Source organism: Limosilactobacillus urinaemulieris (assembly GCF_932750685.1).
Lineage (GTDB): Bacteria > Bacillota > Bacilli > Lactobacillales > Lactobacillaceae > Limosilactobacillus > Limosilactobacillus urinaemulieris.
Window position 1 is genome coordinate 1 of record NZ_CAKOBX010000012.1, and the last position, 25,980, is coordinate 25,980.

At 38.7% G+C, this 25,980-nt stretch carries 26 protein-coding genes, 1 tRNA gene, 1 rRNA gene and 1 pseudogene; 21 read left to right on the forward strand and 8 right to left on the reverse strand.

Annotated features, from left to right (window positions below; all coding sequences use genetic code 11):
- A 5S ribosomal RNA gene (rrf, locus tag MR181_RS08885) occupies nucleotides 1–88 on the forward strand; the annotation flags it as partial.
- A 5-nt stretch (nucleotides 89–93) separates the two neighbouring features.
- Nucleotides 94–166 (forward strand) — tRNA-Thr (locus tag MR181_RS08215).
- 257 nt (nucleotides 167–423) lie between these two features.
- Here the strand turns inward: MR181_RS08215 and MR181_RS08220 are convergent.
- Entirely contained in the window at nucleotides 424–945 is a 522-nt protein-coding gene (locus MR181_RS08220; RefSeq protein WP_242336930.1) for a TetR/AcrR family transcriptional regulator, read from the reverse strand.
- Nucleotides 946–1,062: 117 nt separating this feature from the next.
- Between MR181_RS08220 and MR181_RS08225 the strand changes: the two genes are divergently transcribed.
- Genes MR181_RS08225 through MR181_RS08235 form a run of 3 tightly spaced genes read left to right on the forward strand, consistent with a single transcriptional unit; the run spans nucleotide 1,063 to nucleotide 5,250 of the window.
- On the forward strand, nucleotides 1,063–3,405 hold the full coding sequence (locus tag MR181_RS08225; protein WP_242336933.1) for an MMPL family transporter: 2,343 nt from the start codon (nucleotides 1,063–1,065) through the stop codon (nucleotides 3,403–3,405).
- Nucleotides 3,406–3,420: 15 nt separating this feature from the next.
- The gene (locus MR181_RS08230) at nucleotides 3,421–4,593 is read left to right on the forward strand and encodes an alpha/beta hydrolase family protein (protein WP_242336936.1); all 1,173 of its coding nucleotides are present in this window, start codon (nucleotides 3,421–3,423) and stop codon (nucleotides 4,591–4,593) included.
- 12 nt (nucleotides 4,594–4,605) lie between these two features.
- Nucleotides 4,606–5,250, forward strand: coding sequence for an NAD(P)-dependent oxidoreductase (locus MR181_RS08235; RefSeq protein WP_242336939.1), 645 nt, complete (start codon nucleotides 4,606–4,608; stop codon nucleotides 5,248–5,250).
- Nucleotides 5,251–5,356: 106 nt separating this feature from the next.
- Here MR181_RS08235 and MR181_RS08240 read toward each other — a convergent pair whose 3' ends face one another.
- Nucleotides 5,357–5,557: a hypothetical protein gene (locus MR181_RS08240; protein ID WP_242336942.1), complete on the reverse strand. Its 201-nt coding sequence runs from the start codon at nucleotides 5,555–5,557 to the stop codon at nucleotides 5,357–5,359.
- 442 nt (nucleotides 5,558–5,999) lie between these two features.
- Here MR181_RS08240 and MR181_RS08245 point away from each other — a divergent pair, with 442 nt between their 5' ends.
- Complete coding sequence (locus MR181_RS08245) at nucleotides 6,000–6,767, forward strand: DUF6710 family protein (protein ID WP_479691196.1); 768 nt, start codon at nucleotides 6,000–6,002, stop codon at nucleotides 6,765–6,767.
- Between the two features lie 1,051 nt (nucleotides 6,768–7,818).
- Nucleotides 7,819–8,670, forward strand: a complete 852-nt coding sequence (locus MR181_RS08250) for an alpha/beta hydrolase (protein WP_242336948.1) — start codon at nucleotides 7,819–7,821, stop codon at nucleotides 8,668–8,670.
- Nucleotides 8,671–8,694: 24 nt separating this feature from the next.
- Here MR181_RS08250 and MR181_RS08255 read toward each other — a convergent pair whose 3' ends face one another.
- Nucleotides 8,695–9,072, reverse strand: a complete 378-nt coding sequence (locus MR181_RS08255; protein WP_191911860.1) for a PaaI family thioesterase — start codon at nucleotides 9,070–9,072, stop codon at nucleotides 8,695–8,697.
- Between the two features lie 32 nt (nucleotides 9,073–9,104).
- Here MR181_RS08255 and menB point away from each other — a divergent pair, with 32 nt between their 5' ends.
- From menB to MR181_RS08280, 5 genes and pseudogenes are all read left to right on the forward strand, one after another.
- Nucleotides 9,105–9,926 carry a 1,4-dihydroxy-2-naphthoyl-CoA synthase gene (gene menB / locus MR181_RS08260; RefSeq protein ID WP_003717942.1) on the forward strand — a complete coding sequence of 274 codons (822 nt, stop codon included), beginning with the start codon at nucleotides 9,105–9,107 and terminating at the stop codon, nucleotides 9,924–9,926.
- Between the two features lie 17 nt (nucleotides 9,927–9,943).
- A complete protein-coding gene (locus MR181_RS08265) occupies nucleotides 9,944–11,368 on the forward strand; it encodes an o-succinylbenzoate--CoA ligase (protein WP_242336951.1) in 1,425 nt (474 codons plus the stop codon).
- Nucleotides 11,369–11,507: 139 nt separating this feature from the next.
- On the forward strand, nucleotides 11,508–11,996 hold the full coding sequence (locus MR181_RS08270) for a hypothetical protein (protein ID WP_242336953.1): 489 nt from the start codon (nucleotides 11,508–11,510) through the stop codon (nucleotides 11,994–11,996).
- Between the two features lie 4 nt (nucleotides 11,997–12,000).
- A complete protein-coding gene (locus MR181_RS08275) occupies nucleotides 12,001–12,198 on the forward strand; it encodes a helix-turn-helix transcriptional regulator (RefSeq protein WP_242336957.1) in 198 nt (65 codons plus the stop codon).
- Nucleotides 12,199–12,301: 103 nt separating this feature from the next.
- Nucleotides 12,302–13,603: pseudogene (locus MR181_RS08280) on the forward strand (replication-associated recombination protein A).
- Between the two features lie 132 nt (nucleotides 13,604–13,735).
- On the opposite strand, the gene MR181_RS08285 reads toward MR181_RS08280, so the two are convergent.
- Complete coding sequence (locus tag MR181_RS08285) at nucleotides 13,736–14,827, reverse strand: FRG domain-containing protein (protein WP_242336959.1); 1,092 nt, start codon at nucleotides 14,825–14,827, stop codon at nucleotides 13,736–13,738.
- Nucleotides 14,828–14,984: 157 nt separating this feature from the next.
- Here MR181_RS08285 and MR181_RS08290 point away from each other — a divergent pair, with 157 nt between their 5' ends.
- A complete protein-coding gene (locus tag MR181_RS08290) occupies nucleotides 14,985–16,364 on the forward strand; it encodes an APC family permease (RefSeq protein ID WP_242336962.1) in 1,380 nt (459 codons plus the stop codon).
- 85 nt (nucleotides 16,365–16,449) lie between these two features.
- Nucleotides 16,450–17,103 carry an NAD(P)-dependent oxidoreductase gene (locus tag MR181_RS08295; protein WP_242336965.1) on the forward strand — a complete coding sequence of 218 codons (654 nt, stop codon included), beginning with the start codon at nucleotides 16,450–16,452 and terminating at the stop codon, nucleotides 17,101–17,103.
- 107 nt (nucleotides 17,104–17,210) lie between these two features.
- Here MR181_RS08295 and MR181_RS08300 read toward each other — a convergent pair whose 3' ends face one another.
- Nucleotides 17,211–17,444: a cytochrome b5-like heme/steroid binding domain-containing protein gene (locus MR181_RS08300; RefSeq protein ID WP_242336968.1), complete on the reverse strand. Its 234-nt coding sequence runs from the start codon at nucleotides 17,442–17,444 to the stop codon at nucleotides 17,211–17,213.
- Between the two features lie 228 nt (nucleotides 17,445–17,672).
- Here MR181_RS08300 and MR181_RS08305 point away from each other — a divergent pair, with 228 nt between their 5' ends.
- Nucleotides 17,673–18,467: an SDR family NAD(P)-dependent oxidoreductase gene (locus MR181_RS08305; protein ID WP_242336971.1), complete on the forward strand. Its 795-nt coding sequence runs from the start codon at nucleotides 17,673–17,675 to the stop codon at nucleotides 18,465–18,467.
- A gap of 29 nt (nucleotides 18,468–18,496) precedes the next feature.
- On the opposite strand, the gene MR181_RS08310 is transcribed toward MR181_RS08305, so the two are convergent.
- A complete protein-coding gene (locus MR181_RS08310; RefSeq protein WP_191911869.1) occupies nucleotides 18,497–18,895 on the reverse strand; it encodes a winged helix-turn-helix transcriptional regulator in 399 nt (132 codons plus the stop codon).
- 110 nt (nucleotides 18,896–19,005) lie between these two features.
- On the opposite strand from MR181_RS08310, the gene MR181_RS08315 reads away from it, so the two are divergent.
- Nucleotides 19,006–19,443, forward strand: a complete 438-nt coding sequence (locus MR181_RS08315) for an OsmC family protein (RefSeq protein ID WP_191911870.1) — start codon at nucleotides 19,006–19,008, stop codon at nucleotides 19,441–19,443.
- Between the two features lie 18 nt (nucleotides 19,444–19,461).
- The gene (locus MR181_RS08320; RefSeq protein ID WP_242336974.1) at nucleotides 19,462–19,875 is read left to right on the forward strand and encodes an OsmC family protein; all 414 of its coding nucleotides are present in this window, start codon (nucleotides 19,462–19,464) and stop codon (nucleotides 19,873–19,875) included.
- An 80-nt stretch (nucleotides 19,876–19,955) separates the two neighbouring features.
- Here the strand turns inward: MR181_RS08320 and MR181_RS08325 are convergent, their stop codons facing one another.
- Nucleotides 19,956–20,231 (reverse strand): hypothetical protein, encoded by a 276-nt coding sequence (locus MR181_RS08325; RefSeq protein WP_242336977.1) that lies wholly within the window; start codon nucleotides 20,229–20,231, stop codon nucleotides 19,956–19,958.
- Between the two features lie 209 nt (nucleotides 20,232–20,440).
- Between MR181_RS08325 and MR181_RS08330 the strand changes: the two genes are divergently transcribed.
- From MR181_RS08330 to MR181_RS08345, 4 genes are all read left to right on the forward strand, one after another.
- Entirely contained in the window at nucleotides 20,441–21,409 is a 969-nt protein-coding gene (locus MR181_RS08330) for a DUF3114 domain-containing protein (RefSeq protein WP_242336981.1), read from the forward strand.
- Nucleotides 21,410–21,491: 82 nt separating this feature from the next.
- Entirely contained in the window at nucleotides 21,492–22,535 is a 1,044-nt protein-coding gene (locus MR181_RS08335) for a hypothetical protein (RefSeq protein WP_242336983.1), read from the forward strand.
- A gap of 122 nt (nucleotides 22,536–22,657) precedes the next feature.
- Nucleotides 22,658–24,196, forward strand: coding sequence for a multicopper oxidase family protein (locus MR181_RS08340; protein WP_242336986.1), 1,539 nt, complete (start codon nucleotides 22,658–22,660; stop codon nucleotides 24,194–24,196).
- Between the two features lie 71 nt (nucleotides 24,197–24,267).
- Nucleotides 24,268–24,477 carry a hypothetical protein gene (locus MR181_RS08345; RefSeq protein WP_191911876.1) on the forward strand — a complete coding sequence of 70 codons (210 nt, stop codon included), beginning with the start codon at nucleotides 24,268–24,270 and terminating at the stop codon, nucleotides 24,475–24,477.
- A gap of 74 nt (nucleotides 24,478–24,551) precedes the next feature.
- On the opposite strand, the gene MR181_RS08350 is transcribed toward MR181_RS08345, so the two are convergent.
- Entirely contained in the window at nucleotides 24,552–25,469 is a 918-nt protein-coding gene (locus MR181_RS08350) for a metallophosphoesterase (protein ID WP_242336990.1), read from the reverse strand.
- Nucleotides 25,470–25,980 lie beyond the last annotated feature (511 nt).

Below are 25,980 nucleotides of genomic sequence, written 5' to 3' on the forward strand. Positions count from 1 at the left end.
TGTTCCCATGCCGAACACAGAAGTTAAGCTTCAACACGCCAAAAGTAGTTGGGGGATCGCTCCCTGCGAGGATAGGATGTTGCCACGCTTGATGCTGACTTAGCTCAGTTGGCAGAGCACGTCACTAGTAATGATGAGGTCGGAGGTTCGAATCCTCTAGTCAGCATAATTAAAACTTACAAAGTTTATTAATCCTTGATATATCAACGTTTTACGAAGATGTATTAGGGATTATTTTTGTTTATTTAAGAATGTTATGCACACGGCTGTGCACACAGAAAAACTGTGTGCATGACCTTACATCGGGAAAAGGTTGTATATACTGATTTAATGGGCTTTACGCCCATTTTTTTGTGTGCACTTTGGTGATTTCAACATGTAAAAACGATTAATGATGTTACATTATCATCAGAACTTGTTTAATCAGTCATTTAACTTAGGAAATTCTTCAGTGTCAAAAATTTGCTGAAGTTGGTCAGCGTCTTGAATGATGTCATAGTAATAGCCGTGTTGGTTATTCCAGGCCATGATTGCAGAAAGCTTACCGAAAGTAAACCAAATCTGACTGTTAGAACTGTCGGCATCTGTCATTACCAATTTGAGAATAGTTTTTAAAACTACTTCCTGAAATTCGCTGTCTGCTCGCTGGCGGTTGATGATCTGATGCCCCAAGTCAGAAGCTTCATTTGAGATTGATCGTAAGAAATAGAATGGTGTTGTATTGAATTCGTTGATGGAGAAACTTGATTGGTCAACCATTGTCATTATTATCTGATCAACTAAGTCATATTTATCCCGATAATGCAGGTAAAAGGTGTTGCGATTAATCAGCGCCTTGTTAACAATGTCGGTTACCGTAATTTTACTGAATGTCTTCTTTAATAGGAGGTCAGCCAGTGCTTGTTGAATTTCTCGCTGGGTGCGTAATTTTCTTAAATCCGCCACTTTATCACCACTTTCTAAACACTGTCGCTTTAATTAGCAGTGCTATTTTATTATCTATAGTTTATTAAAATTATGCTGACTATAATTTAGAAAGTCAATAAAGAAAGAGGAGAGAGTATGGGAAAACTATTAAAGAAAATCGGCCAGTGTATGGCCAAACACAAGTGGGCCGCAATTATTATATGGTTAGTAGCATTACTCGGCTTCGGAACTATCGTAGCTAAGTTAGGCTCCAACTACAATGAGTCACTATCCATCTCAGGAATTCCATCAACTGAAATTCAATCAACCTTAAAGAAGGAATTTCACCAGGACACTGATCATGGAACCCTTCAGGTTGTAATAAAAACCAAAGATAAGAAAGGATTATTGCAACCAAAAACAGAACAGGCAATTAATAGTGCCGTAACTAAGGCAAAGAAGAAACCACACGTAGCGTCTGTTACTAACCCTTATCAGGAACAAAAGTTTAGCAAAGATCTGACGACTACTTACGCAACGGTAACCTATGACCAGAAGACAAATTCGGTTACTCCAGCGACAATCCATAAGACGCAACAAGCTTTCAAAACATTAGATGACCAGAAAGGTGTTGAAGTAGAATACACCGGAACCGTTTCAATTCACCCGATGGGGGTTAATGAAATTGCCGAACTGATTGGTGTCGCAATCGCTTTTGTCTTCATGATGGTTCTCTTTCGTTCCTTTATCACGGCTGGCTTACCAATCATTAGTGCGGTTACCGGCTTGGCACTGGGTCTTATAGTTATCGGAATTGGTTCTAACTACTTTGAGACCGCATCAGTCGCCCAGAGTTTGGCGATGATCCTTAGCCTAGCCTGTGGGATTGATTACGCCCTCTTCATCATCAACCGTTATCGGACTAATCGTGCGACACAAAATGATTACCTTACAGCTCTTGGTGATGCCATGGGAACTGCAGGTAGTTCAGTACTATTTGCAGGAATCACAGTCATTATTGCAGTATCGGGTTTAAGTCTGGTTGGTATTGACTTCTTGACGCAAATGGGACTAGCTGCTGCTGTTGGGGTGGCTTTTGCGATCTTATCAGCAATGACTCTGTTACCAGCACTGATTTCGTTAGCTCATCGGCATATTAAACCAGCAAAAGAAGAACCACATCACCGCAAGAACAAAAGTGGGATAGTTGAACATACGATTATCAAGCACCCGTCTGTCACTGCGATTGCCAGTGTGCTGGTTCTTATAGCATTTGCCATTCCGTCTGGTCATATGAGATTGGGAATGCCTTATAATGGCGCATTACCAACCAATCAGACTGAGCGAAAGGCTTATGATATTCTGTCCGATAAGTTTGGCGAGGGAATCAATGGTCAATTAATTGTTGTTGCCAAGTTAGACAAGAATGCCAGTCCGCAGGAAAAACAACAGACAGTCATGAAGATCACCGATCATCTGTCCAATATGAAGTACGTCAAGATGGCGACACCGGGGATGATCAGTGGCGGAGGTAAAGTTGGCTCTGGTCAATCCGGAATGCAACAAGGCCAGCAATCTCAACCTGGTCAAATGAATAATTCTCAGCAACCTGGTAGTACCACAAGTGCTGCTCAACAATCCGCTAAACAGAAGCAAATGGCTGGTCAAGGACAGCCCGGTCAGCAAGCAAGTGCCGCTCAGCAACAGATGGTGCTTCAGCAGTCAGGTGGTAAGCTACCCGACGGAAACTATGCTGTCTTCATGGTGATCCCTACCCATGGACCTGAATCAGTTAAGACTGATAAGTTAGCTCACAATATAAAGAAATATTCCAAGACAACTGAAGATGAGATGAATACCAAACTCATTCTCACGGGATCCAACGCTATCAATATCGATATCGTTCAAAAGCTAAACCATGCCATTCCAATATTTGCTGGAATTGTTATGACACTGGCCTTTGTCTTAATGATGTTAGTTTTCCGTTCCTTCATTGTCCCGCTAGTTGCTATGGCTGGCTTTGGAATGTCACTCTTGGCATCATTTGGTGCCTTGACCGCTGTTATGCAAGATGCCGTTATGCACACTGTTTTCGGTATTAGTAAGGGAGCACCGATTATTGCTTTCTTACCAGTGATTGCAATTGGAATCTTATTTGGTCTGGCAATGGACTATGAAGTTTTCCTAGTATCACGGATTCGGGAGATTTACCTGTTAACTGGGGATACTACTGAGGCAGTTCGCATCGGTATGCGCGAAAACGCTAAGGTTATCATTACCGCTGGGTTAATTATGATTTCCGTATTCGGTAGTTTTGCCGTTACTACTAACCCAACTAGCAAGTCAATCGGATTAGCACTAGCCTTTGGGGTCTTCTTTGATGCCTTTATTGTCCGATTGATCTTTGTACCAGCAATGATCAAGCTTTGTGGTAAGTGGAACTGGATCTTCCCAGGGATGCGGACAAGCAAGATCGAACAACAAAAACGGGAAAAATAGAAAGGATAAATTAATATGACTGAAGAATTTATAAAATTCAATAATCATTGGTCGTCACAGAAATTCAGTAAGAATATGTTACAAGACGCCCTCGTCAAACATGTTTTAGGGTTAGTTAATTACCGGATGGCCGATGTCGGTGAAGTTTTAGAGGTAAACGCTAATTTGAAGAATGGTGACGAACAGACCTGGATCAGCGCCTGGGCTACGATGGCAAATCGTTTGCAGGAGCGGGCGATACAATATGAACAAGCTAACAAGCTGGTCAGTGCAGGTAGTGCATACCTTCGTGCTTCAACCTATTGGCGAGTTGCTTTGATGTACTTCGGAGATGTTGCGGATCCGCGAATCAGACAGTATTGTAGACTTAGCCAGGGTTGCTATGATAAGTCAATGAAACTTTCCGGGTATCCCGGCAAAGCAATTGAAATTCCTTATGAAAATACGACTCTGCCAGGGCACTATTTTCAGTCACCACACGCTAACGGAAAGTCGCCACTGCTGATTGTCGTTCCTGGTCGTGATACTTGGGCCGATGATACACGTTGGGTAACAGATGCTGCAATTAAGCGTGGCATTAATGCTTTGACCTTTGATGGCCCAGGTCAGGGAATGACCCTTCGACTTCAGGGGTTATCATTCCGACCTGATTTTGAAAACGTCATGAAACCTGTCTTAGACTTTGCTGTGGGACTGTCTGACGTCGATCCATCACGAATTGGTGTGATGGGAATGAGCTTTGGCGGCTTCCAGGTTCCCCGGGCAGCAGCTTTTGATAAGCGAATCAAGGTATGCATTGCTGATCCTGGTAATATCGCTTGGGGCAAAATGATTGGACAGCGTTTAAACAAAATTCTAGCCTTGCCAAAAAGATTACGACCAGCAATGTTGGAATACATGCTTAAAGATTATACCTGGAAGCATGGTTGCTCTGAAAAAGAATTATTGCCTGAGTTAGCTAAATATGACAACAGCGATATCATTGATCAAATTCAATCCAAAGTATTGGTGCTGAATGGGGCCGCTGAGATTAATCCAGAGGCTGCTAAGGAATTCTATAATCAGCTAACCTGTCCGAAGGATTACTTGTTTTTTGATGAGAATTCAACAGCCCAACAGCATACACAGATGGGCGGTTATGCTCCGGCGAGTGAAATGATTTTTAACTGGATCGAAGATAACCTATAGGGGGCTTGTTAAATGAAACTTTGCATTTTTGGTGCAACCGGACGGACCGGAGAAGAACTGGTTCTCCAGTCTTTAGAAAAGAAATATTCAGTTATTGCCTATGTTCGTCACCCAGATAAGTTAACTCATCGTGATCAAATAACGGTAGTAACTGGTGAATTAAACGATATTGATAAAATGGCGTCGGCTATGAAAGGTTGTGATGCGGTTTTAGTGGCGCTTGGTAATCCGGTTTCTAATAGCAGTGGAAAATTGTTTGCTCTTGCTATTCCAAACATTATTGAAGCAATGGATAAAGCAGGAGTTAAACGCCTAATCAGCCTGTCAGCATTAGGTGTTGGTGCTACTTATGAAAATACCCGTTATCCATATCGGATGGGGGCTAAAGGATTTTTAAAGGGAAATTTTGCTGATCATGAGGCTGGTGAAAAGCAGTTACCGTCTTCTGATCTCGATTGGACGACTATTCATCCTGGTCCACTATTTAACGGAGAAAGAAGTGAAAATCCGCTGGTTAGGGATGCAGCATCTGGCTACAAAATGCCAGGAGCACCGCGTACTAACCGAGCAGACGTGGCTAAGGTGATGTTGCAGATTATTGATGACCTACAGACCTACATGAAGCAACTTATCATGTGTTCTAAGCAAGATGATTAAGATGATTGTTACGTTTAATAGTGTTCAACACTGAAATAAAAGTAGTTAAACTACAAAATCCTCGACCGGTTTTGGTCGGGGATTTTTTTATTATTAGAAAATCTATTTAATTGTTGAAAAAAGGATCAAGTTCTTTTTGGGCGTTTACTATAGCATTAATGTATTTATCACCGGCGGCGATAATCGATTGTCGAACGTCCGCAATTGGCTTTTCTGAGTTAGTTAATGGCTGGTGTGCATACCATTCGGGACCATGTGAAATATTCTCGAACACATCTTCGTTTTCGTATTCAATGATTGACGTCATGAGGTCGTAGGCTTTCTTTCCCTCATGAGCACTACAAAGAACACATAAGCCTGTAATACCAGCGATTACCGTTGGCGTTACAGACTTTTTTCGTTGCTTAAATGGCGCTGTTTTAACACGTTTGTTAACACGGGCGGATGTTAATAAGTGGTTTTTGAGTAGTAGAAGTGCTTGGATTGCTGATGTGGCAAGGATGGTTGCGTGTTAAAATGTGTTAAGGAGAAAGAGGAGGAGATCTACATGCTTAAAATATTTAGTATATTTAATTCGAATAATAATAAAAAGACAGTAGGTAATGTTGAAGAGTTAAGGGAATCAATTAACTACTTAATGAATCAGAAAGATAGCGGAGATCATACTATTGATAAGTTTCATACATTAATGTACTTGCAAAAAAATTATTTGTAATAGTATTACTTACAATGATTACGGGTATAAAACGATATACGAACCTAATTCTGCACCTGAGTTAGGATTGAGTGACTTTCTACCAAGAAATAATATTTACAAAAATATTGATATACATGATAATCCTATTCTTATAAATTCTGAAGATGTAGCTTTCATTACTATGCCATGGAGTAATGAAAGAATTATTGATAGTTTAAGAGGCATTGGAAATGATGCTGATAATCGATTTGATAATACAAATTCTAATATTGACAATTTATACATTTATCCGTTAGGGATTGTGTTAGTATCATCAGGGAACCATAGCCAATTATCTGGTTTATTAAAGTGTGAATTAAAGCGGATAAAAGTAAATGGAATTTATGATATTTCTGAAGAACTTCTTAAAGATAAAGATGGACAATTTGTAAATTTTCTTGGGTCATCAGAGGAAAATACTCTTTTAGAAAAATGGCAATCTCTTATGGAAATTGGAAAATATTTATTAAAGTACAACGAATTCCCCCATCAAATAATAAACTGCATAGAGAAAGAGAACGATAAAAAGGATCGAGAAGGTAATAAAGTATTAAATTCGACGACTTATAAAGATAAAGTTTTAACAGAGTTTTCCAATACTGCATATCGAAGACTAACGGGAGCCATAAACTTTGACAATGTACCAAAGGCAATCTGGAATTTATGGTATGATGAGAATAATGAATATTCTGTCCAAAGTTTAAGTAAAGCAAATGCTGATGATAGTAAGTGGAAAACTTTATATGGAATGTTTCAAAAAGAATTTGCTAAGTTAAAATAATGTTCATTTTTCGTTACATCAGCTTTTGACTATAGTTTTAATACAAAGTCTTATTATATTTAGAGTCAAGTGTTGTTGTATTAGTGTTTCATCTCTCTAATTAATCACCATTATTGTCGGTGAAATCTATCACTTTTTTGATTATTTTAAAATTTGGTCTTGCCTTATACTTTATAACTTGATAAACTAGTTTTCGTTGATTTAATGATGCTCATTTAACCCAGTCTCTAGAGTATGTCATTAAAAAATTCGAACCACACTCCTTTTAAGCAAAGAAGAAATATATAACGGTCAGTTAATAATTAACGATATAAGCAAATTGCTTAATAAACTTTGACAAAGTAAAAGTTTATTACTTAGCTGAAAGGCAATCGTTTAGATAGAGTAATTCAAAATACCTTGGATTGCCGTCACACCAGCTTTTGACCATAGTTTCTGACCATGAGATTAACACAAAACCTTAACACGTTTAGAGTCGAATGCTGTCGTACCAATACCTCAGCTACTACAAAACAGCGACTCTAGTCAGCATTATTAATGTTTAAAGCCTATAGATTAAGTTGTTTTTGCTTAGTCTATAGGCTTTTTATTATGTTTAATTGTAGAATAATTTTTTAAAATCTGATTTTAGATACGAGTAGTAAAAATAATTATCAATTCTGATTATTCTAGATGGTTTGAGTTAAAAATATTACTACACTCTTTTAAGCTAATGAAACTAAACTTTAACGCCATAATGCATAAATCAAAGCCGCTAAAATAATTACTCCCCACCAGTTAAGGGAAATTTTTACTTTCAAGGATGTCCACACTCCTTCTGAAGAATTAACAATCAATTATTTTACTATATTGAGTAGAGAATTGAGTAGAGAAAATATACTAAGGGCTGTACTGGTAAGTAAGGAATGCATAGTTTTGGTAGATCTTTACAGTTATAGTCTGTCTTTTTATTTTTAACTTTTACTGAACGGCCACCTTAGTTTATCAATAGCAGATTATTTGTTACAATCAAAGCGCTTAGAGATTTTGCGTTAAAGGAGTTATGACTAAAATGAAGAAAACGATTGATGTTAAGACAGTTCGTGATGGTTTATGGATGGATACGAATGTCACCTACACTCAAGTCCCAGGCTGGCTAGGTAATACTACTAGAGATCTTAAATTAACAGTTATTCGTCACTTTCAGAATGATAGTGATAAACGCTATCCGGTAATTTTCTGGTTTGCTGGTGGTGGCTGGATGGATACTGATAACAATGTCCACTTACCTAATCTTGTTGATTTTGCCCACGATGGTTATATTTTAGTGGGTGTTGAATATCGTGATAGTAATAAGGTTCAGTTCCCAGGACAATTAGAAGATGCTAAAGCTGCTATTCGCTACATTCGGGCTAATGCAGATCGTTATCAGGCCGACCCAGATCGCTTTGTTGCAATGGGCGAATCTGCCGGTGGTCATATGGTTAGTATGCTTGGGGTTACTAACGGTCATCGAGAATTTGATAAGGGTGATCACCTTGATGTTTCAAGTGATGTTCAGGTTGTTGTCCCATTCTATGGAGTAGTTGATCCCCTGACAGCTAAGGAGGGAAGCGCTACTAATGACTTTGATTTTGTTTACCGCAATTTATTAGGCGCAGAACCTGAAGATGCGCCAGAACTCGATCGGACAGCCAATCCACTATCATATATTGATCAACAAACTGTCCCATTCTTAATCTTCCACGGAACTAACGATATGGTAGTTCCATTGAAAGACAGCGAACAGCTCTATGATAAGTTGATTGAAAATCAAGTGCCTGCTGATATGTACGTTCTTAACGGTGCTGGTCACATGGATGCTCAATTCCTGCAGCCACAAGTTTTTGAAATTATTGAGAACTTTTTGGCAAAACACTTATAAAAGAAGAACTATCAATCGGACTAATTAGTTATCTAGGGTAGTATTTAGTAAGGAAACGGTACTATTGCTAGTGAGTTGATCATCATTAAAGGTTTGAACTTGCCAAGTTTGGATTCTTCGGCCCAACTTCAATGGGGTAGCAACGGCTTTGAGGATCCCTGTTTTAACGGCACGGAGGTGTTGAGTATTAATGTCGACTCCTGTTGCTACTTGGTGACGCTCATTGTCGGCTAGCCATGCATTGGCTCCTAAAGAAGCAGCCGTTTCGGCTAGAGTAGCGTTGATTCCACCATGAACGATACCAAAGGGCTGCTTTATTTGATCAGTCACATTGATACTAATAATTACTTGGTTAGCAGTTACCGTTTGAATTTTAATTCCTAAGTATTGTAGTAGATTCATAATATTCACCTCATATTGGAAGGAAGCTTAAAATGACAAGTGTAGATTGGAAAAATGTTAAAGATTATTCGGAAATTATTTTTGAACGCGCTGGTAAAATTGCAAAGATTACCATGAATCGGCCTAAGAAAATGAATGCCTTTACGCCAGTAACGATTCAAGAAATGATCGATGCTTTTACGATCTGTCGTGATGATAGCACAATTGGCGTGATTATCCTAACTGGAGCGGGAGACAAGGCATTCTCTTCTGGTGGTGACCAAGGAGTTCGTGGAAACGGTGGCTATGTTGGCCCAGATCACATTGCGCGTTTAAATGTTTTGGATCTTCAGCATCTCATTCGGATTATTCCTAAACCGGTAATTGCAATGGTTAAAGGGTGGTCCGTTGGCGGTGGTAATATTTTGCAATTAGTTTGCGACTTGACAATTGCTGCTGATAATGCAAAATTTGGCCAAACTGGTCCCAAAGTCGGGAGTTTTGATGCTGGTTATGGTTCTGGCTACTTAGCTCGAGTAATTGGTCATAAACGAGCTAAAGAAGTCTGGTTCTTAAACCACTTTTACTCAGCTGAAGAAGCATACCAAATGAACTGGATTAACAAGGTTGTACCGTTGGATCAGGTTGAATCAGTTACCCTTGATTGGTGTAATGAAATTCTTAAAAAATCACCAACTGCACTGCGCTTTATCAAAGCAGCGATGAATGCTGATACTGATGGCCTAGCTGGCTTACAACAGCTTGGTGGAGATGCTACGATGCTTTTCTACACGACTGATGAAGGAAAGGAAGGCCGCGATGCGTTCAATCAAAAACGGGATCCGAACTTTGATCAATTTCCAAAGTTTCCTTAAGCTGGTGATGTTACAAGATGAAAACGCAAAATTGGTTGCTTAAGCAATCGAGTACCCAACCCGATAAGGTCGCAATTACCGACGGACAAAAACAATTAACCTTTAATCAGCTACGAGACGTTGTTGCTGCTAATATTGGGCGACTAAATCAGCTGAAACCTGGTAAATTTGTAGGAATTTTGACAGATAATACGCTGGTTGGGTATGAAATTGCGATGACAGTACTAGCGAGTGGGAGGACGATTGTTTGGTTAAACTGGCGACTGGCTAATGATGAATTAGACCGCCAAATGGCAGACAGCCGATTAACTTGTTGTCTAGTGGCTGATTCGCTAGTCCGTCCCACAATGGATAAACGATTCACGAGCTTTGAGCATTTTTTGAAAATACCAGCTCAAGATGGCCAACTAGTTCCCGAGTTTGACTTCGATCAAGTTGCCAGCATTATGTATACATCCGGAACGACCGGGAATCCTAAAGGAGTTTTGCAAACATTTGGCAACCACTTTTACTCAGCGGTTTCGTCCGCACTTAATTTGGGCTTAGAAGCGAATGATGAATGGCTTTGCGTGGCGCCAATTTTCCATATAAGTGGTTTTTCAATTTTAATGCGGGGATTAATCTATGGCATTACTGTCCGCCTAGCCAAAAAGTTTTGCGTAACGACAATTGAAAAGATCCTAGTAGACGAACCGGTAACGATTATGTCAGTTGTGCCATTTATGCTGCAAAAACTGCTTGAACAGCGTAAAAATAGTCAAAGTCATTATAACAAGCATTTTCGTTGTATGTTACTTGGTGGCGGAACAACTGATATGGCAACGTTAAAGCAATGTGCAAGTCTTCAAATTCCAGTTGTTCAGTGTTATGGAATGACGGAGACTTGTTCACAAATTGTTGCGTTGCGAGCGCAGGATGCATTGCGGAAACTTGGTTCTGTTGGACAACCACTTTTTATGAATCAGGTACGGTTGGCACCAGAAAATAACGAAATTCTCCTTAAGTCACCTGCGTTAACTCCTGGTTATCTTAACCAGCCAGGAAGATTAGAGCGTAAAATGACGGCTGGTTGGTACCATACTGGTGATGTTGGCCGCTTGGATAATGAAGGCTATCTTTATGTTGACGGCCGGTTAGATGAGATGTTCATTTCGGGTGGAGAAAATATTTTTCCTCAAGAAGTTGAACAGGTTTATCAACAATATCCAGGAATTAAGCAAGTTGCAGTTGTGGGTCAAAACGATCCTAAATGGGGCGCAGTACCGGTTGCATTTATTGTTACCGATAATGAACCAGATATTGAGAATTTAATTCATTTTGGTTATCAACACCTAGCTCATTTTAAGGTTCCGCGACGCTACATTCGAGTTGCCCAATTGCCAACGAATGCTAGTGGGAAAGTAAAACATTATTTGTTACGCCAACGGGTTAATAAAAAATAGGTATTTATTAATTAATATGGATATCAATGCCATTCACAGGAATGTGAGTGGTATCTTTTTTATACAAAATGTCATGTAAACTTGACATAAAGACAAAATGACTTTATCCTTATAAAAAATAGAAAGAAGGTAATCAGTAATGGATGTTCCCTTGATTATATTCATTGTGGCCTTGGTATTTCTTCTTTTAGCAATAAAATTTGGCAGCAAAAAAGCTAATTATGATGAACGGCAAGAATTAATTCGAGGAAAAGGATTTAAATATGGATTTTTGGCAATGATGCTTGTGGATGCTCTTCTTGCAGTTGCAGTGCGTAAGGTCCAGTTAGCACCTCAGTTGTTAGTGTTAACGCCTCTTTTTATAGGATTATGGATTTTTAGTATTTATGTGTTATGGAATTCAGCGTATTTTGCTATCAATCAGAAAAGAAGAAAGTATTTGGGGTGGCTCTTTCTCTTATATGGACTTTTAGATGGTGCTCAGTCTATCACTGATTTAATAACAGCATCTGGTAGTTTACGAGTATGGAATCCAGATGTTGGATTGCTGATGTTAGCAATTTATTGTGTATCTATTGGTGGCTTAATGATTTATTGTATTCATCGTGACCAAGACGAGAGAGATTAATATTATGAAGAATTTAAGGATGAAGGCAGCACGAGCAGGTAAGGATTGGTCCCAACAAGAGTTAGCTAATCAGGTGGGGGTTTCTCGTCAAACAATTTCTGCCATCGAAAAGGGGAATTATAATCCATCGGTTGATCTTTGTATTAGGATCTGTCAGGTATTAGGTAAATCCTTGGATGACCTGTTCTGGCCAGAAAATTAAAATATCTTATGGCGCTATTTGACTAAGGTAATTACTGGTAATCATTAGTCATTGACCTTATTATTAGTAAGTACAAACTTTACTAAGTTAGGAGGATAATCAAATGGCTTTTAAGCAACCATTAGCTGATGTAATGAGACCGGCCTCGCTTGAACAAATGGTTGGGCAGAAACAATTACTTAGTCCAGGGCGCCCGCTTTATCAGATTATTACGAAGCATCTTGCAGTTAGTTTATTACTATGGGGACCACCTGGATCAGGGAAAACTACTTTAGCTTATGTAATGTCGAAAACTTTACAATTACCGTTTGAGAAATTTAATGCGTCAATTCAAAACAAAAGTCAATTGCAAAAACTAGTAGACAAGCATCCTAATGAAAGTTTTGTTCTTTTACTTGATGAAATTCACCGGTTAACAAAGCCAATTCAGGATTATTTATTACCGTATCTTGAAAATGGTCATATCCTATTGGTAGGAACAACAACTGAGAATCCAATTATGGCAATTCAACCAGCAATTCGGTCACGTTGCCAAATTTTTGAATTCTATCCGATTACTGCTGAAGAGATTGAACCGGTACTTGTTCGGGCAGCTCAAGATCATTTAAAATTTACATTACCGAAAGAACAGGCACATGCAATTGCAAATAGTGGTAATGGCGATGTCAGAGTGGCGCTTAATATTTTGGATACTCTCCATGCCATGCATCCAGATCAACTGTTAATGACTGATATCGAAGAATTTGCTAAAAAACAACATTTTGCTTTCGATAAAGATGCAACCAAACACTATGATTACTTATCTGCATTTCAGGATTCAATTGAAGGATCTGATGCTGATGCAGCACTTTATTACTTAGCGGTAATCTTAAAATCTGGTGATCTGGAGTCGGTCGTTAGAAGACTAAAAGATTCAGCCGCACTAGATGTGGGACTAGCTGATCCAGCGAGAGCTACTCAGGTAATTACCTTGGCTAACACCGCATTAGAAATTGGCTTGCCGCGGGCTTCAACTCATGTAGCCATAGCAACGATATTACTTGCGGTGGCACCTCGTTCTGATTCGGCAATGCAAGCATACTACTAGGCGGCTAAAGATGCTGAACATCCTACAAATCATCCAATGCCTAAATACTTACAAGACGCCCACTATCAAGGAGCTGCTAAATTAAGGGGTGCTGGAGTAATGCAAAATATGTTTGAATTACCCCATAAGATCGCCCGGCAGGAATATTTACCTAAGGATCTTATCGGTAAACATTACTATGTTCCGGCTCCAAATAAAAATGAACAAAAACTATATTCCCAATATCAAGCACTGTTTAAATATATTTATCAACAGCCATTTGTTCCAACTGAATTTCCGGATCATTTTGAGCATTTCACAAGTAGTCATATTAAGTAAATTGAATTTAATGAAGTCGATAATCTCAATTGGCTTTAACAGCCATTCTTAAACAAGCTGATCAATAAAAAAACAACCTAAGCTTATCCAAAATCACTAATTTCATTGCGGACTAAGCTTAGGTTGTTCTTTTTAAAGACCAAGGTACTTTGCCTTAATCATTTCTGCTTTCTTAGCGTGATCTTCAGGATAGATGAAGCTGTAATCAATCCCTAATTTAGCTAGCTCGTCAAGAATTGAACGCTTATACTTTGCTGGAATAATATATTTTTCTTTTTCAGCCGGATTTTCAGCATTATAGAGACTAAGAATATCGATTGCTAGCTGGGCACGACGTTCGACTTCTGAATAATCAATGTTAATTGTTGGATCATATTCTTCACCAATAAAAGGAACGAAGAGGAAAAGGCCTTGTTGGTTTTCCATTCGCCGACTCATTCGTTTAATTGTTACGATCTTAGGGACAATTAATTCCAAGGGATTCAACTTGTTGGTAAAGCTCGGAATATCCCGCTTCGCTTCTTCGAATAATCGTAAGAATGGTAAAGTTTGCAGATCACGCTTGAATTCTGCAAAGTAATCAGAATCCTGATCATCAAAGTAACTATCATAACTGTGGCTCCACAGTTTGTGCTGTTGCCCAATATAATCATTATCTAGTTTATAAAAATTTTTAATTGATTGGAAAAAGGCGGCTTTATCAGCTAACGATTGTCGAGCAAGCGAAGATTCAAGCTGCATTTCGTTACTAAAGGCGTTTTTCTTAAAGTAATTGTGACTGGTTAGCTTATTCTTACTCTTATACTCGGCAATTAGATTCTGCCATCCCCGTTGTTCTAACATTTCAGCCAGTTTATCTGGGTTAGGCTCGTCCTTATAAACATAAACTTCACCATTTCCCTGACCACCCTTAACAGCAAAGAACAAAGCAATTAAAGGGTTAGAACTAACATCTAATAGTCGAGTAGGAAGGTGGTAGTGTTCCATTAACGCTAACCGTTCAAAATTAGTACGACATTTTTCAAAAAGTTGGGGATCTGTCATCAAAAAGTCATTGAATAGATTATCCTCATTATCAAGAAGCTTTCGGCTCCGAAAAATTGCTGGCAAAGTATTGGAAAAGGCGTCATCTTGTCCACGAAAATAATAATTGTGACGCTTATTATTAATTAGCTTTTCAATTTCTTCAATATAGTTAGAAACGGTCTGAATGTTATGGATCATTGGACGAACCTCCCGTTAACCTTAAAGGATTTCATTTAAGCAAATTTTAGTCTAGCTTAGGGAGAAATACCAGTGGGAGTTTAGAATGCCAGGGGATGAATTACCATTTCCTAAAAAAACGACTACAATATAAATTAAGTTATTTTTTAGTTATGAGGTGGTTATTATCGCTAGTCAAAAGTCAATTCCTAAGAAACTTTCATTTATTTCAATTTACTTTTTGGGAATTAATGGAGTCATTGGTTCAGGAACATTTTTACTTCCGTCAGTGATTTATCGTTACATGAACTTATCAGCAGTCGTAGTTCTTCTTTGTACTGCTGTTACGGTATCTTTAATTGCTTTGTGTTATGCCGATATGTCAAGTCGGTTTACTGGGTCTGGAGCAGCGTGGCTATATTCTTACCATGCTTTTGGCCGCTTTACGGGTTATGAATTAGGGATCTTTACCTGGTTCCTGGGCTGTTGCACTCTTTCGGCCGAAATTGTTGCGTTGTTAACAACTCTCAAAAGTTTCTTGCCGGTATTTAAAAACCCCGTTGTTTATGGTATTGGGGCAGTTGGCTTAATTCTTCTGTTTGCTCTGATTAACTTCTATGGTCGGAGTATTGTTAAAGTAGTCAATAACGTTTCGGCAGCTGCTAAGATTCTAACGTTGATCATCTTTATCGTTGTTGGGGTATTTTTTATTCATAAAGCTAATTTTATGCCAGCAATTCCTCAAGCGGCACTCAAGGGACCAATGCCGTTTCTTCATCACTTTGGAGAAGCTTTTACACCTATTTTCTACCTCTTTACTGGTTTTTCTTTTCTACCAATTGCTGCTCAGCAAATGAATAATCCCGAGAAAAACATTCCCCGAGTACTGATTGCGGTAATGGTTAGTGTCACTATTTTGGACGCCTTGATGATGACGGTTGCTGTTGGCCTTTCTGGTGTAAAACTGGGTGGCTATTCAACTCCATTAGCTAATGCGCTCGGTAGTGCAATTGGTCAGTGGGGTTATGCAATTATTATTTTTGGGATGTTAGTAAGTATCTTTGGGGTAGCTTTCTCCGCCTCATTCAACACTCCATCGTTAATTGCGTCATTGGCTAACGAGCATGGAATGTTGCCAAAATTCGTTGGTAAGAAGAACCGCCATGATGCACCGTGGATTGGAATTATTCTTACGTCAATTCTTTCGGCATTGTTTTCTACTCAAAGTTACCTCTTTTTAGTTAATTGTACTGTCTTAGCTTCATTTATTCAGTATGTTCCAACGATCCTTGCTGTTGTTAAATTTAAGCATACCAATGAGTATCCAACGCATGGCTTCGAGTTACCCGGAAAGTACCTGATTCCCGGGTTAGCATTACTTGTTTCTTGTTATATGGTTACCAACTTTACTTCAAAGACATTGTTAGTTGGAACGGTCATTGCAATTCTTGCTGCGGTTGCTTACTTCTTTATTAAAGGCGACCGGAAGTATGAAGAACAGCACGAAAAGTGGTTGGCGGAACTTCGTACAGAGGGGCAAAAGCTGAAGAAAAAGTAATTTGCGAAAGCCTTTTCTTTGGTAATTTCCTTGTCTCATGATAAAGTTGTTATAAATATAATTATGAGGAAAGGAGCAATGGACAATGACTAAAGTTGGAATAATTGGCGCTTCTGGAATGGCAGGGAGTGCAATTTATAAATTAGCTGCGGCCCAACCGGGATTAGACGTAACGGGAATAGTTCGCCATGAAGGGAAAGCTAAGAAGGTTCTTGGTGATGACGCGCAATTATTAAGTGGCGACATCTTTGCAATAATTGATAGTGTATTAGCACGTTTTGATGTAATTATTGATGCTTACGGAACTAATCCGGCTAATGCAGAACGGCATATTAAACTTGCTGAGAAGTTGATTAGTCTTGCGCGTAAGGACAAAATTAGGCTAATCTTTATTCTGGGTGCTGGAAGCCTGCAGACCGGTAACGATCGGCATTTGTTTATCAAGGATATTGAAAAGATGCCTGATTCAGAAAATTGGATTAATACCCCTCGTCAACAGTTAAAGGAGCTTCAATATCTTGAGGCAATTACAGACGTTGACTGGGTTGGAATTTCACCTGCAGCAAACTTCGAACCGGGTCCAGTTTCTGACTATAAGCTGGGTAAAGATGAATTACTCTTTAACGAGCAAGGCGAGTCAAAAGTAACAACTGGTACGGTTGCAGAAATCGTGGTTAGTGAGATTTTGGCACCTCAATATCATCAAGAACGTTTTACCGTAGTTAATACTGGAAATTAACCCGCTGACTTTTCGAATACTTAAAAGCATTATCGATGAAAAAGAAATGTGAAGCTAAGAAGTAAGTTGATATTCTTAGTTTCACATTTTTTTGCTTAATTTATAGTTCAATCAACTAATTTTCCAATTAGAGGTAGCTTTGAAATTGGTGAGTATTTTCGAGCAGCTTCTTGGTAGGTAACGCTAGATAAATCATGTCCCACGACGCTCCCGTGGACTTCAGCGCCTTGCCATTCAGGAACTGTAGAAACATCATAGACATTTCCATTAACACCAATGTAGCCTGGCCGTCCTTCACGACCATCGTATTTTGCCAATTCGTCATGAGTAAAAGCTCGCATAAATGGATTCCTCCTTAATTATTACGTAAATTATTGTATCTTTACTATAACACCAAACTTAGCTTAGAAAGTAGATTTAGCTTTTAAGGGTTATTAGTGGACTAATTGATGGTGCAGAATAAAATTAGACTATGAAAATAATGATCATTTATTTTTCTACTTGTAAATAGTAAGTATTAGTGCAAAATATTGATAATACAAAAGACAGTGCAAGAGGAGGAACGAATAATGGAACTTGGATTAAAGGGAAAAACCGCGTTAGTAACTGGTTCTACTAAGGGAATTGGGAAGGCAATTGCCAATGAACTTGCAAAAGAAGGCACGAATGTTATTGTTAATGGGCGAAAGCTTGAAGTTGTTCAACAAGTGGTAGCTGAACTTAAGAGGAAGTTCCCAGAAACTACTCCACAAGCAGCTGCTTATGATCTATCTCAGGATTCTCAGCGTCAAAAACTATTTAAGGCCTTTCCGCAAGTTGATATTCTGGTTAATAACATGGGAATTTTTAAACCAATGAATTACTTTGACATTTCTGAAGAAACTTGGCAAAAGTTTATTGATGTTAACTTCTATTCTGGCAATGTCTTAGTTAAGTTCTATTTACCAAAGATGCTGGCAGAAAACTTCGGTCGGATAATCTTTATTGCTAGTGAGGAAGCAGTAATGCCATCAGGAGAAATGCCACAGTATAGTTTGACTAAGACGATGAATCTCTCCTTAGCGAAGAGTCTTTCAAAGCTAACCAAGGGAACACATGTGACTGTCAATACAATTATGCCGGGCTCAACTTTAACTGAAGGAGTTCAGCAAATGCTTACTGATATGTACAAGAATACTGAACTTCCTGAAGCAGAATGGGAAAGTGACTTTATGAAGCATCACCGGCCACTATCACAGATCCAACGGTTAATTCGCCCAGAAGAAGTTGGCCGTTTTACCGCCTTTGTTGCCAGCCCGTATTCCTCATCATTCTCTGGTGAAGTGTTACGATTAGATGGTGGATTGGTACCGACTATTTTCTAGAAGAAAAAAGAACAGTGATTGAATTAAAATCAGTCACCGTTCTTTTTAGTTTGGAATGCTTTTTGGTGAATTTGCTTGAAATGCTTGCCTTGATAAATGCTACTGGAACTATTTTGAATTGCCCAAGCGGAAATCTTGTTCAGTACGGGAATTAATGTTTCTCCCTTGGCGGTTAGAGAATACTCAACCCGGAGTGGCATTTCGTTAAATTGATGTCGTTTAACAATTCCGGCATTTTGAAGCTCTTTAAGGCTATCTGCTAGTGCGGTATCAGAAATGTTTTCCATTTGTTCCTTTAATTTTTGATAACGGATCGGCTCGTCATTTGCAATAATACAAAGTAACCGGGGCTTCCACTTGCCGCCAAAAATATCAAGGGCATAATCCACAGTGCAGTAAAATTCTTTAGGTATTTTACGCTGGTACATTTTATCTTCTTCCTCAAAAATTCTTTAGTTCCTCAGTAATTTTTGAAAACGTTTTCTAAAAGTGAGAAACCATTTATGATGAAGATAACAAACTAAGGGAGGATAATCAAATGGAATGTTACAATGCAACTGCACGTAAAACTAACCAGGGGCTTCAGGTAGATACCCATTCTCATGGTGTACATTATTCAATTGATGAACCTAAAAATGCTGGTGGAACTAATACGGGGATGAACCCAGTCGAATTAGAACTCAGTACTTTGGGTGCTTCTCTGCAAGCTACTGCCAAACAACTAGCAAAAGATGAAGGGTTCCAGTACGATCAAATGACAATCGAACTGGAAGGAGATCTCGATCCTCGCGGGTTTATGGGAAATCCTGAGATACGGAATGGCCTTCAAGAAATTCGGATTAATTATCAGGTTAAGACCACTGCTTCTGCGGAAGAGTGTGCAACATTTATGCAAAAGGTTGAGCAGCAGTCACCGATTATGGATAATTTGCGTAATGGAATCAAAATAGTTGTTGGACAAGTAACTACAAAGTAGAAAGTAAGTGAAGAGCAAATGACAACATATAAGGCAAGGGTTACTAGTGCTGAAGAAGCAAATATTTACCAAGCACAAGTTCGTGACTTTCAAATTAAATATGATTTAACAGGACGACGAAACGGATACGAAGAGGGATTAGTTCCGAAAGAAGCGCTGTTATGTGCGCTTGGTGCTTGTGAATCAATTGTTGCTGGCTCATTTTACCGGAAACAGCATTTTACATACCGTTCCTTCTACTTGGTATTAAATGGGATTATTAATGGTGATCGTCCAGGATTTGATGAAATAAGAATGGATGCTCATTTTAATACGGATGAATCGAAAGAAAATACGGAAAAGTTTGTTGAATTTATGGAAAATACCTGTCCGGTTCGTGATAATTTGGTAAATACCGTTCCAATTAAGAGCCAAGTGACGATTATTAAATAAGATCATTAATAAAATAAAGAATCCAATTTTCAGTCATTTTACTGAACATTGGATTCTTTATTTCTCTTCAATATTAAAATTTAATCTTTAAATACATCTTCTAGTTTTCCTGATAATGAAATCTTATCAAGACCGTTAGTCAATTCATAATGATCATCATCGACTTTATTGTCACGGTAGCCGGCACGTGAGAAAGCAGCCACTAGCTTGGTCATAAATTTCTGCCCTGATTGAACTGATTCGTAAATCATATTATCGATGTACATTGGTAGATCAGGACTCTTACGAATTAAGGTAATTAAGTAAACTTGTTGTTCGGTCTTACTAATTTCTGAAGTGTTTTGCATTAGTGACATTCTAATCCCCTCCTGTAGTTAATTATACTTTATATCTTTTAATAGCCAATATAAAAATATCAATTACTGAGAAGGAATTTAAGAAGTGGAAACCGGTTAGCTAATCAGCAATACTTAATATTATTAATTATTTAAAGGAATTAATTACATAATCTTCTTATTTTAATGCTAAATTTAAACCACTGTTTTAAGAAGGGACGGTGGACCTGATGACTGAAAAGCTAAATCAGCTAATGAGAATTTTAGATTCGGATTTTTCACCTAAGCACCGATTAAGGATGGTACTTGATGATGAGTTTGCTGCTACAATCGATCAAAATGACTTTCTCCAAATAGATCCTATCTATTTAGAATTAGAGCTTTCGCCACTATCACCGTTTTTTGTTAAATTTCGTCAACTAGTGATTGATGCCTACCAGACTTCTCGCGGATTGAAAGAAGATGAACTCGGAAGAAAGATTCATCTTTTTCGGAGTTATCTTGACTTGTTTTATTTAAACTATATTCATCAATATTCCGGTCAAAACGACTTTCAACGGTTATTAAACTTTGCTCACAAACAAAAAATACGATTAGATTACGAAACTGCTAGCAATTATCACAACCGAACACGGAATGATGTCTTTTATCCTCGTAACATGAAAGTTCAACTAACGCGTAATTCTTGGCGGCTTCGTAATAATCCTGCACGAATGGTTGAATTTATTATTAATATCGATCGGGGCAAGTTTATTAGTGAATGGAATTCATATAAGTTAACTGCAGACGGTAAGGTTGATAGTGATCCAGCACATTACTCAATTGCAAAATTAGAATCCATTGCCAATACCGAATCATTTAACTATGGGATTCCTCATGGTAACTATTTTGTTTATCCCCATCTCCGGAAGACTCATTATTATCTTGATGTCCAACAGCCTAAAGATAGTCTCCTCCGCCAACGGGCCAAGAAAATTTATCGGTCGCCAAGGGAGTATCAGCATGGCGGCCGTTTTGCGGATCTGATTATGGCAGGTGGAGTCAAGGATGCGAAGGCTTGGCAACGAATACCGTTTTCACGGCGAGCTGAAGTTTATTCGTCGTTCATTGAACACTTAGCACAATCAAAAATGCCTAATTGGGGAATCAATTATTATCTAGGTTCAACGATCCAGTATCAACAGTACGCTGTGGTTTAGGAAACAGTTATCTGCCAACCAATTATGATTTGTCAAAAGAAGCGTTGTATACTAATGTTAAATCTTAATTGGAGGATAACCAATGAAAACGCAAAGTATTAGTAAGCTGATGATTGCCGGGCTGGCATTGCTGTTAGCAGGTTGTGGGAGTCAGCAGACCAGTCAGGTTAAGAATTCCTCTTCTTCCAGCAGTAGCAGTTTGCTGGTAGCAAAGAGTAACGAAAAGGTCAGCACTAATAACCTTTCACCACAACAAGCGGTGAGCCTGATTGCAACCTATGCCGGGAACAAATATGGTGACGATTGGGCAAGCATGGCAAAGAAAGCCCAAAAGCAGGGACTTCAAGTTAACCTATACTCAACCAGTAAATATAAGTTAAGTGATAATGGTCAAGAAGTTGCCTACGATGTAACCGCTGGTGGCAAATCAACCGGGTTAGTTTATACCATCAATAAGGACAACACTGTTAATATTTACCAGAATGTTAAGGCGGGGAAACTTAGTCACAAATTGACAACAATTAGTAAGCAAGACATGGCTTCATACGTTAATCGCCAGGGCCAAGCAAAGTTAGTAGGTGATTTAGCAAAGAATACTCAGGTAATTGATAAGCAATCCGGTAGTCAATCAAGCTCAACTAGTAGTTCGACAACTACGGGGCACCAATATGGTCGTCAAGAAGCAGTTACCGTTCCAGCAGAAATGCAAGGGACTTGGTACAGCTCAGACTATAATTCAAATAGTAAGATTACATTTAGTAAGAACACAATCTTGGGTGAAGATGGTCAACAATACCACCTGTACAAGCAGGATCCAACCTTTCTTGCTGGGGATACCCCTAGTACCAGAGTCCAAAATGCAACCCGGTACTGGTCAAGTGCTCGCTTTGTGGATGTTCACGGCTTGCATTTCCTTAATATTCGTGGTTGGTGTCAAACTGCTGGGGATGGTTCATCGTATGCAATTCATACCGAAACCATTAATGGTAAGCAAGTCAAAGTTCTTGTGGTTGCTGAAGGAGCTGGATACTGGACATCAAGCGTTTACTACCAGAATCCACAACTGGCTAAGCAACAAGCGGACAAGAAATTTGATGATCTTCACTACATGGAAGACGATGATTAATTAGTTTAAAAGCAATCCTGGGGATGTTCCTTGGATTGCTTTTTTGGTGTTGAAATTAAAATGGTCAAGTCAAGCCGAGAGAACTATAATGAAACTGAATAAAGTCATTGGAGGAATTATCGATGAGTGAACCAAAAGTGATCGACCATTATTTTTATGATGAGGCAGCGTATGACTACCATGACGGTGGTTACGTACCACTAGAAGAACCACAGACACCAGAAAAGCCATTAACTATTCCGGAAATTTTGAAACCCGATAATGAAACGGCAACTGATATGTACTACACAATCGTTGCCCAAACGGGTGAAGTGCAATTGATGCCTGGAGAAAAGACAAAGACATGGGGATATAATGCACCGCTTCTAGGAAAAACGGTGGTATTTAAGAAGGGGAAGACCATTCACCTTCATTTGGTTAATCATTTACCAGAAGTTACCACTTTTCATTGGCATGGGCTAGCAATTCCAGGGCCAATTGAGGATGGTGGATGCCATGCGCCAGTGTACCCAGGCGAGAGTCGTGACGTTACTTTTAAGATCGACCAACCTGCCGCCTTTGTTTGGCTCCATGCGCACCCGTGTCCATCAACTGCCGAGCAAGTCTGGCATGGACTTGCTGCTGGTGCAATTGTTCAAGATGATCATGAAAGCAGTCTTCCATTGCCACGAAACTATGGAGTTGATGATATTCCAGTTATTTTACAAGACCGGCGCTTCCATGAGAATAATCAATGGAATTACCGTGAAGACTATGATCCAGATGGTGTTGCTGGACCAACGCCAATGATTAACGGAACGATCAATCCGTACTTTGATGTGACAACACAGAAGGTTCGGTTACGGTTCTTAGATGGCGCGAACCGGCGGGAATTTCGTTTGCATTTCAGTGATAATCTTGAATTTACACAAATTGCTGGTGATTTAAGTCTGCTTCCTCATCCAGTAAAAATGACGAAACTACTGATTACCTGTGCCGAACGACAAGAAATCATCGTTGATTTTGGCAAATATAAACCAGGGGATGTCGTAACGCTTTACTCTGATGATGTTCCGCTATTGCGGTTCCGAATTCATGAATTTAAGCCGGACAATACCATGATTCCTGACACCCTATTTGAAACTCCTGATCCAGCTGTTGATCCGGATCTGCCAGTTCATCATGTTACCCTTGATGGAATGGATGAGACCGTTGCAATGAATGGGAAGAAGTTTAAGATGGACCGGATTGATTATAAGATGCCAATGGGGAAGGTCCAGTTGTGGGATATTTGCAACACTAATCCAGCACCGGGGATGATTCACCCTTACCACATGCACGGAACGGCATTCGAAGTTATTTCGCGGAATGGTCATGCTCCATATCCAAATGAGTTAGGATTAAAGGATACGGTTGCCATTAATCCTGGTGAACACGTAGTTATTAAAGTGTGGTTCCATGTTTCTGGAGTCTTTATGTATCACTGCCACATTATTGAACACGAGGATGGCGGAATGATGGCACAGCTTCAGGTAATTGATCCGGCAAATCCTGATAAGAAGTACCATTTAATGAATCACATGACATTGATGAAGGCCTTTGCTGAGGAGCGCCACGTTCCAATGGATCAACTATGGCTCGGCGGAATGGATTCGTATAAAAAGATGGGCGAAGAAATGTAGAAAAAAGTGGAAAAAGATCGTTCACTTTTTAAAAAGAAGACTACAATAGGAAGTGAAAGGAAGCATTAATCATGAATATTGATCAAGATGCTCTTAAGAACTTCCAAGCAAGTAAGTTCGATTTTGTTGATGCAAAGGGGAACGATGTTGACTTTAACAATCTGAATGAAGATGTTAAATATACCCTTCGTGATGGTGAAACTGTTGTTCAAGATGACATGACTGTTAAGGATGTTGTCGACACGATCAACGATGAATATGGAAAGACTATTAATGTCTGATTCCGATCCACAAAATAAAAGTATTAATTAAACGCCAATTTCAGGTAAAAGATCTGAAATTGGCGTTTTAAGTATTATGGTAGATTGATTATGCGGAGCGTAGTCGTCCATTGATCATAGAAATTCCCTTTTTGCCATTCATTAATTCGCTTATTGCTAACCCCGACTGACTGATTTAGGTATGTTACGTCATGGCAGGTAAGTGGGGGATGAATGCCGTGAAGGTGACCATAAAAAACGTAGCGAACAACATTTGAATCTTCTAGGAGGTTGCCGAGACGATCACTCCCCATCATGGCGTTTACCATTTGATAAAAATGTTCTCTTCGAGGAGTATTAACTTCTTTAGGTTTTGCTGCAAGTAGTTCGTGACGGGGAGCAAAGTGAGTAAGAAAAATGACGGATTTATTATTCTCTTTTGCTAAGTTTAATTGATGCTTGACTTGTGTAATAACTGTGGCCATTCTTTCTTGATCTGAAATTGGCTGATCAATAGAACTATCAAGCCAGTAAACGTTTTTCCACGCCTGCACTTTTTTTAGTTGATTTCGATAAGCCGAAAGGGAATAATCGTACCAGCCGTTATTTCCGATTATTCGCCAGTTACTATTTGGAAGATCAATGAATTGATTATGAATGTAGGATGGAAAATGAGAATGTTTTGCTTCACTAAAACTAAGATTATTTAACATATCATGGTTGCCAATAATATAGGCAATTTTAGTGTTTGCCGTTAATTGCTGTAAGTGCTCGAAATAGGATCTTGTTTTGAAAAAATCATTGAAAAGATCCCCAGCATATAAGTAATAGTCAAGATGGTTTGCGTTAAGCCAGCGTGCTTGAAATTTTAACGCATCATTGATATTTACCTTATTGACATCTAGGTGGTTATCACTGCTAATTGCAATTTTAATTTCTATCGTCTTCTTTCGTAATATTAGAGAGTGATTTTGACTGTTATCATTACAAAATGAAGTTAGAACGTCAATCATTTATGATTATTTTTAAATTTACTCTTGCAAAATAGGCAGGGAACCTATATAGTATTTAACTGTTGTCTTTTGAAATTAGCAAATTAAATTGGCTATACCAATTTAATTGCATTAATAATATTGCTCTTACGTTTCAAAAATATAATATGAAAAATATATCATATTATATTGACAAGATTGTTGAAAGTAAGTATAATGATATTACTGGTTAAGATAAATTAATCAAATTTATCGTTGACTAGTTTGATGAAAGATGATATACTATAAAAGTTGTCTGTTGAGGATGACTGATGAGTTAATTTGAAAAATATTGAAATTAACTGTTGACATCTAAAATGACATCTGATATAATCATTAATGTTGACTGTTGCTTCGGTGATGGTTAAGGTAGACCTTTGAAAACTGAATAAAGTTTCGACGAATCAAATGTGTAGGGTCTTCAATCATAATGATTTGAAGCAAAACATTTGCGAAGTCAATTCGCTTAATTAATTTGAATTAGAGCTATTCA